This window comes from Streptococcus oralis subsp. tigurinus, from assembly GCF_002093575.1.
Taxonomy (GTDB): Bacteria; Bacillota; Bacilli; order Lactobacillales; family Streptococcaceae; genus Streptococcus; species Streptococcus oralis_CH.
In genome coordinates, this window is the sequence record NZ_LNVH01000004.1 from 101,103 (window position 1) to 110,102 (window position 9,000).

Sequence of the window (9,000 nt, forward strand, 5' to 3'; positions counted from 1 at the left end):
TTCATAGATATTGAAACAAAAGTCAATAACTATGCTTAGAACAGTTTAAAACTGATTAAATAGATGGGAAGGAGAATCGTTAGATTCTCTCTTTTCTTAAAGTAGTTGTTTTTTAATTGAATTATTGGAATACTTTGTTAAAAAATTAGTGTATTGTGTAAATTATCTTAAGATAATTTTTTCAGAAAATGCTAAAATCATTCAAAAATTCTGAAAATTCTGTTGACAACTTTCTGAAAAGGGTCTATAATGGGATGTAAATTTTAAAGGAGAAAATGATGAAAAGTTCAAAATTACTTGCCCTTGCGGGTGTGACATTATTGGCAGCTGGTACTCTGGCTGCGTGCTCTGGATCAAGTTCAAGTGCTAAAGGTGAGAAGACATTCTCATATATTTATGAAACGGATCCTGATAACCTAAATTATTTGACAACTGGTAAGGCAGCTACAGCAAATATTACGAGCAACGTTATCGATGGCTTGCTCGAAAATGACCGCTATGGTAACTTTGTACCATCCATGGCTGAGGATTGGTCTGTATCTAAGGATGGCTTGACTTACACATATACGCTTCGTAAGGATGCAAAATGGTATACCTCTGAAGGTGAGGAATACGCAGAAGTCAAAGCTCAAGACTTTGTAACAGGACTTAAATATGCTGCTGATAAGAAATCAGATGGTCTTTATTTAGTTCAAGAATCAATCAAAGGATTGGACGCCTATGTGAAAGGAGAAATTACAGACTTCTCTCAAGTAGGAATCAAGGCCCTTGATGATTATACAGTTCAGTACACATTGAACAAGCCAGAAAGCTTCTGGAATTCTAAGACAACGATGGGAGTTTTGGCTCCAGTAAATGAAGAGTTCTTGAACTCTAAAGGGGATGACTTCGCTAAGGGAACTGACTCAAGCAGTATTCTCTACAATGGTCCGTTCTTACTCAAATCAATTGTTGCTAAATCTTCTGTCGAATTTGCGAAAAATCCTAACTATTGGGATAAGGACAATGTCCATATCGATAAGGTTAAATTATCATTCTGGGATGGACAAGATACCAACAAACCAACTGAAGCTTTCAAAGACGGTAGCTTTACAATGGCTCGTCTCTTCCCAACAAGCGCTAGCTACACAGAGACTGAAAAAGCATTTAAAGACAATATCGTTTATACACAACAAGATTCTACTACTTATTTGGTAGGTACGAATATCGATCGTCAGTCTTATAAGTACACTTCTAAGACAACGGATGAAGAAAAAACATCAACCAAGAAAGCTCTTTTAAACAAGGACTTCCGTCAAGCTCTTGCTTTTGGTTTCGATAGAACGGCCTATGCTTCTCAAGTAAATGGTGCAAGCGGGGCAACTAAACTGCTTCGTAACTTGTTTGTTCCTCCTACATTTGTACAGGCAGATGGAAAGAACTTTGGCGAAATGGTCAAAGACAAATTGGTGACTTATGGTGACGAGTGGAGCAACGTGAACTTGGATGATGCTCAAGATGGACTCTACAACCCAGATAAGGCTAAAGCAGAGTTTGCTAAAGCTAAGACAGCTCTTCAAGCGGAAGGTGTGAAATTCCCAATCCACTTGGACATGCCTGTAGACCAAACCAATACAACAAAAGTTCAACGTGTTCAATCTTTTAAACAGTCAGTTGAAGAAAACTTAGGATCAGATAATGTGGTTGTCGATATCCAACAACTTCAAAAAGACGATGTCTTGAACATCACTTACTTTGCTGAAACTGCTGCTGGAGAAGACTGGGATATCTCAGATAATGTGGGTTGGTCTCCAGACTTTGCAGACCCTTCTACCTACCTTGATATTATCAAACCATCTGTAGGGGAAAATACAAAGACTTACCTAGGATTTGACTCAGGAACAAACAACGCTGCTGCCAAGCAAGTTGGTTTGGAAGACTACGAAAAAATGGTTGTGGAAGCTGGGGAAGAAACTACTGATGTTTCAAAACGTTATGAGAAATATGCTGCTGCCCAAGCTTGGTTGACAGACAGTGCCTTGCTCATCCCAACAACTTCTCAAACTGGTCGTCCAATGTTGTCTAAGATGGTACCATTTACACTTCCGTTTGCATACTCTGGTAACAAGGGTATGAGCGAAGCCCTTTTGTACAAATATCTAGAAGTACAAGATAAGGCAGTGACAACAGAAGAGTACCAAAAAGCTCAAGAAAACTGGTTGAAAGAAAAAGAAGAGTCTAATAAGAAGGCTCAAGAAGACCTCGCAAACCATGTGAAATAATTTTGCAGGATATGAGAAAGGATTTAGTATTCCTCTTGGATGCTAAGTCCTTTTTATATCTTTAAAGCGAGCTTTTAAATTTGGGGTGTCTTGAGAAATTTTTCCGAATTTTCCTTTTTCCTATTGCTTTCTTAGATATTATTTGTTATATTAAAAGCATAATTATTTTTTTATTTATGACAGTTAAGCACGGTACTTTCAGAGAAAGGAGTATTTTTTAAAAAAGAAATGTAAACGCTTACTGTTAAGTGAAAGGATTAAGGAGTTTATGGATAAACAATTTTTTGAAAAACGCTGTAAGTTTAGTATTCGTAAGTTTACGCTTGGGGTAGCTTCGGTGATGATTGGAGCGACTTTCTTTGCGACTGCCCCAGTATTGGCTGATCAAGCAAGGGTTGGTTCAACAGATAATTTGCCAAGTGAATTGGCTGATTTGGATAAGAAGGCTAGTGATGAGGGGCACGATTTTGACAAGGAAGCTGCCGCTCAGAATTCTGGTTCAGCTGAAACTACTGAAGGCCCTCAAACAGAAGAAGAGTTGTTGGCTCAAGAAAAAGAAAAGTCTGAAAAGCCAAGCAATCTGCCAAAAGAATTAGAAGATAAGTTGGAGAAAGCTGAAGACAATGGGCGCGAAGTTGACAAGGATCAATTGGCTCAAGATACTGGGAAGCTCATTCCAGAAGATGTGGCTAAGACTACCAATGGGGAATTAAACTACGGCGCGACTGTTAAGATTAAGACACCATCAGGAGAAGGCAGCGGTATTGTCGTTGCAAAAGACCTTGTTTTGACGGTTTCTCATAACTTTATCAAGGACAGCCAAGACGGTAATATCCGTAAGGTTGTGGACAATGATCAAGGGGATGGAGATATCTATAGCATCTCATATCCGGGATTGCCAGATGTCAAGTTCAGCAAGAAAGATATTATTCATTGGGATCGTGAAGGCTACCTGAAGGGCTTCAAAAATGATTTGGCCCTAGTGAGATTGCGTACAGTTCTAGAAAATACGCCTGTTGAAGTAACTAAAAAACCAGTAGTTAAGAAAATCGGAGATAAGCTCCATGTCTTTGGTTATCCAGAAGGGAAATTGAATCCGATTGTCAATACTACAGTTGATTTTGTGGAACCATACGGAGAAGGTGTCCAAGGGATTGGTTACCAAGGAGGCAAACCGGGCGCTAGTGGTGGCGGTATCTTTGATACAGAAGGCAAACTAGTCGGTGTGCATCAAAATGGTGTAGTTGGAAAACGTAGTGGAGGCATTCTCTTCTCACCAGCTCAACTAAAATGGATCCAGGACCACATGCAGGGAATTTCAAGTGTGAAACCAGCAGACTTGGAAGAGAAAGAAAAACCGGCTGAAGAAAAACCAAAAGAGGATAAACCTGCAGCTGCTAAACCTGAAACCCCTAAGACAGTAACCCCTGAATGGCAAACGGTAGCAAAAAAAGAACAGCAGGGAACAGTTACGGTTCGTGAAGAAAAAGGTGTCCGCTACAATCAATTGTCTTCAACTGCACAGAACGACAATGGCGATAAACCAGCCTTGTTTGAAAAACAAGGATGGACAGTTGACGCTAATGGAAATGCGACGGTTGATTTAACCTTCAAAGATGATTCTGAAAAGGGCAAATCACGCTTTGGTGTCTTCTTGAAATTTAAAGATACCAAGAACAATGTTTTTGTTGGTTATGACAAAGATGGCTGGTTCTGGGAGTATAAATCTCCAACCGATAGCACCTGGTATAAGGGGGGACGTGTAGCAGCGCCTGAGACAGGAACAATTAACCGCCTATCAATTACCCTCAAGTCAGATGGACAACTCAATGCAACGAATAATGATGAGAAACTCTTTGATACGGTCACTTTGCCAGCAACTGTTAATGAAACTCTCAAAAATGAGAAGAAAATTGTCCTAAAAGCTGGTTCCTATGGCAATGAGCGAACAGTTGTCAGCGTTAAAACAGACAATCAAGAAGGTGTAAAAGCAGATGATACTCCTGCCCAGAAAGAAACAGGTCCGGCCGTTGACGATAGCAAGGTGACTTATGATACGATCCAGTCTAAGGTCCTCAAAGCAGTGATTGACCAAGCCTTCCCTCGTGTCAAGGAATACACCTTGAATGGTCATACTTTGCCAGGACAGGTGCAACAGTTCAATAAAGTATTTATTAACAAACACGAAGTCACCCCTGAAGTTACCTACAAAAAAATCAATGAGACAACAGCAGAGTACGTGATGAAGCTTCGCGATGATGCTAATCTTATCAATGCGGAAATGACAGTACGCTTGCAAGTTGTGGACAATCAATTGCACTTTGATGTGACCAAGATTGTCAACCATAATCAAGTTACTCCAGGTCAAAAGATTGATGACGAAAGAAAATTGCTTTCTACGATTAGTTTCCTTGGCAATGCTTTAGTATCTGTTTCAAGTGATCAAGCTGGTGCTAAGTTTGATGGGGCAACCATGTCAAACAATACCCATGTTAGCGGAGATGATCATATCGATGTAACCAATCCAATGAAAGACCTAGCCAAGGGTTACATGTATGGATTTGTTTCTACAGATAAGCTTGCTGCAGGTGTTTGGAGCAACTCTCAAAACAGCTACGGCGGAGGTTCTTATGACTGGACTCGTTTGACAGCTTACAAGGAAACAGTCGGGAATGCCAACTATGTTGGAATTCATAGCTCTGAATGGCAATGGGAAAAAGCTTATAAGGGCATTGTCTTCCCAGAGTATACTAAGGAACTTCCAAGTGCCAAGGTTGTTATCACTGAAGATGCCAATGCGGACAAGAAAGTCGACTGGCAGGATGGTGCCATTGCTTATCGTAGCATCATGAACAACCCTCAAGGTTGGGAAAAAGTTAAGGATATTACAGCTTATCGTATCGCGATGAACTTTGGCTCACAAGCACAAAACCCATTCCTCATGACTCTAGATGGTATCAAGAAAATCAATCTCCACACAGATGGTCTTGGGCAAGGTGTTCTCCTTAAAGGTTATGGTAGTGAAGGTCATGACTCAGGCCACTTGAACTATGCTGATATTGGTAAACGTATTGGTGGTGTTGAAGACTTTAAGACCCTAATTGAGAAGGCTAAGAAATATGGAGCTCATCTAGGTATCCACGTTAACGCTTCAGAAACTTATCCTGAGTCTAAGTACTTCAATGAAAAAATTCTTCGTAAGAATCCAGATGGAAGCTATAGCTACGGCTGGAACTGGCTAGACCAAGGTATCAACATTGATGCTGCTTATGACTTGGCACATGGACGCTTGGCTCGCTGGGAAGACTTGAAGAAAAAACTTGGTGATGGTCTCGACTTTATCTATGTGGACGTTTGGGGCAATGGCCAATCAGGTGATAATGGTGCCTGGGCTACCCACGTTCTTGCTAAAGAGATCAACAAACAAGGCTGGCGCTTTGCGATCGAGTGGGGTCATGGTGGTGAATACGACTCTACCTTCCAACACTGGGCAGCTGACTTGACCTATGGTGGCTACACTAATAAAGGTATCAACAGTGCCATCACACGCTTTATCCGCAACCACCAAAAAGATTCTTGGGTTGGGGACTACAGAAGTTACGGTGGTGCGGCCAACTATCCACTTCTAGGTGGCTACAGCATGAAAGACTTTGAGGGCTGGCAAGGAAGAAGTGACTACAATGGCTATGTAACCAACTTATTTGCCCATGATGTCATGACCAAGTACTTCCAACACTTCACTGTAAGCAAATGGGAAAATGGTACACCAGTTACCATGACCGATAATGGTAGCACCTATAAATGGACTCCAGAAATGAAGGTTGAGCTAGTCGATGCAGCAGGTAACAAGGTTGTTGTGACTCGTAAGTCAAATGATGTCAATAGCCCGCAATACCGCGAACGTACAGTAACGCTCAATGGACGTGTTATCCAAGATGGCTCAGCTTACTTGACTCCTTGGAACTGGGATGCAAATGGTAAGAAACTTCCTACTGATAAGGAAAAAATGTACTACTTCAATACGCAAGCTGGTGCAACAACTTGGACACTTCCGAGCGATTGGGCAAATAGCAAGGTTTACCTTTACAAGCTAACTGACCAAGGTAAGACAGAAGAGCAAGAACTAACTGTAAAAGATGGCAAGATTACCCTAGACCTTCTAGCAAATCAACCATACGTTCTTTACCGTTCAAAACAAACCAATCCTGAAATGTCATGGAGCGAAGGCATGCACATCTACGACCAAGGATTTAACAGTGGAACTTTGAAACACTGGACCATTTCTGGTGATGCTTCTAAGGCAGAAATTGTCAAATCACAAGGCGCAAATGAAATGCTTCGTATCCAAGGCAATAAGAGCAAAGTCAGCCTTACTCAGAAACTGACTGGCTTGAAACCAAATACCAAGTATGCGGTTTATGTTGGTGTTGATAATCGTAGTAATGCTAAGGCAAGTATCACAGTGAATACTGGCGAAAAAGAAGTGACTACTTATACCAATAAGTCACTCGCTCTCAACTATATCAAAGCTTATGCTCATAACAATCGTCGTGAAAATGCTACAGTTGATGATACAAGTTACTTCCAAAATATGTACGCCTTCTTTACAACTGGAGCTGACGTATCAAATGTCACTCTGACATTGAGTCGTGAAGCTGGTGATGAAGCAACTTACTTTGATGAAATTCGTACCTTTGAAAACAATTCAAGCATGTACGGAGACAAGCATGATACAGGTAAAGGCACCTTCAAACAAGACTTTGAAAATGTTGCTCAGGGTATCTTCCCATTTGTAGTGGGTGGTGTCGAAGGTGTCGAAGACAACCGGACTCACTTGTCTGAAAAACACGATCCATATACACAGCGTGGTTGGAATGGTAAGAAAGTCGATGATGTTATCGATGGAAATTGGTCATTGAAGACAAATGGACTAGTGAGCCGTCGTAACTTGGTTTACCAAACCATTCCACAAAACTTCCGTTTTGAAGCAGGTAAGACTTATCGTGTAACCTTTGAATACGAAGCAGGCTCTGACAATACCTACGCCTTTGTAGTCGGTAAGGGAGAATTCCAATCAGGTCGTCGTGGTAGTCAAGCAAGCAACTTGGAAATGCATGAATTGCCAAATACTTGGACAGATTCTAAGAAAGCCAAGAAAGTAACCTTCCTCGTGACAGGTGCAGAAACAGGCGATACTTGGGTAGGTATCTACTCAACTGGAAACGCAAGCAATACTCATGGAGATGCTGGCGGAAATGCCAACTTCCGTGGTTACAACGACTTCATGATGGACAATCTTCACATCGAGGAAATTACCCTAACAGGTAAGATGTTGACAGAAAATGCTCTCAAGAACTACTTGCCAACGGTTGCCATGACTAACTACACGAAGGAGTCTATGGATGCTTTGAAAGAGGCGGTCTTTAACCTCAGTCAGGCAGATGATGACATTAGCGTGGAAGAAGCGCGTGCAGAGATTGCCAAGATTGAAGCTCTGAAGAATGCTTTGGTTCAAAAGAAGACAGCCTTGGTAGCAGAAGACTTTGAAAGTTTGGATGCGCCAGCTCAACCAGGTGAAGGTATTGAGAATGCCTTTGATGGCAATGTGTCTAGTCTATGGCATACATCTTGGAATGGTGGAGATGTAGGCAAGCCTGCAACCATGGTCTTGAAAGAACCAACTGAAATCACTGGACTTCGCTATGTTCCACGTGGATCAGGTTCAAATGGTAACTTGCGTGATGTGAAACTGGTTGTCACAGATGAGTCTGGTAAAGAACATACCTTCACCGTGACAGATTGGCCAGATAACAACAAGCCAAAAGACATTGACTTTGGCAAGACAATCAAGGCTAAGAAAATTGTCCTTACAGGTACCAAGACTTACGGAGATGGTGGCGATAAATACCAATCTGCAGCGGAACTCATCTTTATCCGTCCACAAGTAGCAGAAACACCTCTTGACTTGTCAGGCTATGAAGCAGCTTTGGCTAAGGCGCAGAAATTAACAGACAAGGACAATCAAGAGGAAGTGGCTGGAGTTCAGGCGAGCATGAAATATGCGACGGATAACCATCTCTTGACGGAAAGAATGGTTGCCTACTTCGCAGACTATCTCAACCAATTAAAAGATCCTGCTACGAAACCAGACGCTCCAACAAGTAGCAAGGGTGAAGAACAACCACCAGTTCTTGATGTCCCTGAGTTCAAGGGCGGCGTCAATGCAGCGGAAGCAGCTGTCAATGAAGTCCCAGAGTTTAAGGGCGGAGTTAATGCAGCAGAAGCAGCTGTACATGAGGTTCCTGAGTTCAAGGGCGGAGTTAATGCAGCAGAGGCAGCTGTCAATGAAGTCCCTGAGTTCAAGGGCGGCGTTAATGCAGCAGAGGCAGCTGTACATGAAGTCCTAGAGTTCAAGGGTGGGGTTAATGCAGTTGAAGCAGCTGTCAATGAAGCCCCAGAGTTTAAGGGCGGCGTCAATGCGGTTCAAGCCTTGGTAAACGAGAAACCAGCCTACACAGGTGTATTGGCTACCGCTGGAGATCAAGCAGCTCCAACAGTTGAAAAACCTGAGTACCCGCTCACTCCAAGCCCAGTATCTGATACCCAAACTCTGGAAGATAAAGAAGAGAAACTTCCTGCTACAGGAGAACATGGTTCAGAAGCAGCCCTCTTCTTAGCAAGTGTGAGCATCGCCTTATCTGCTGCGGTTCTTGCGACAAAACGTAAAGAAGATTAATGA

The 9,000-nt window shown here is 42.1% G+C and carries 2 protein-coding genes; both read left to right on the top strand.

All coding sequences use genetic code 11. The features are described 5' to 3' along the window. The first annotated feature begins 278 nt into the window (after positions 1-278). On the top strand, positions 279-2,261 hold the full coding sequence (locus ATE37_RS05560; protein ID WP_084868297.1) for a peptide ABC transporter substrate-binding protein: 1,983 nt from the start codon (positions 279-281) through the stop codon (positions 2,259-2,261). Positions 2,262-2,529: 268 nt separating this feature from the next. Next, a complete protein-coding gene (locus tag ATE37_RS05565) occupies positions 2,530-8,997 on the top strand; it encodes a SpGH101 family endo-alpha-N-acetylgalactosaminidase (RefSeq protein WP_084868299.1) in 6,468 nt (2,155 codons plus the stop codon). Positions 8,998-9,000: the final 3 nt, after the last annotated feature.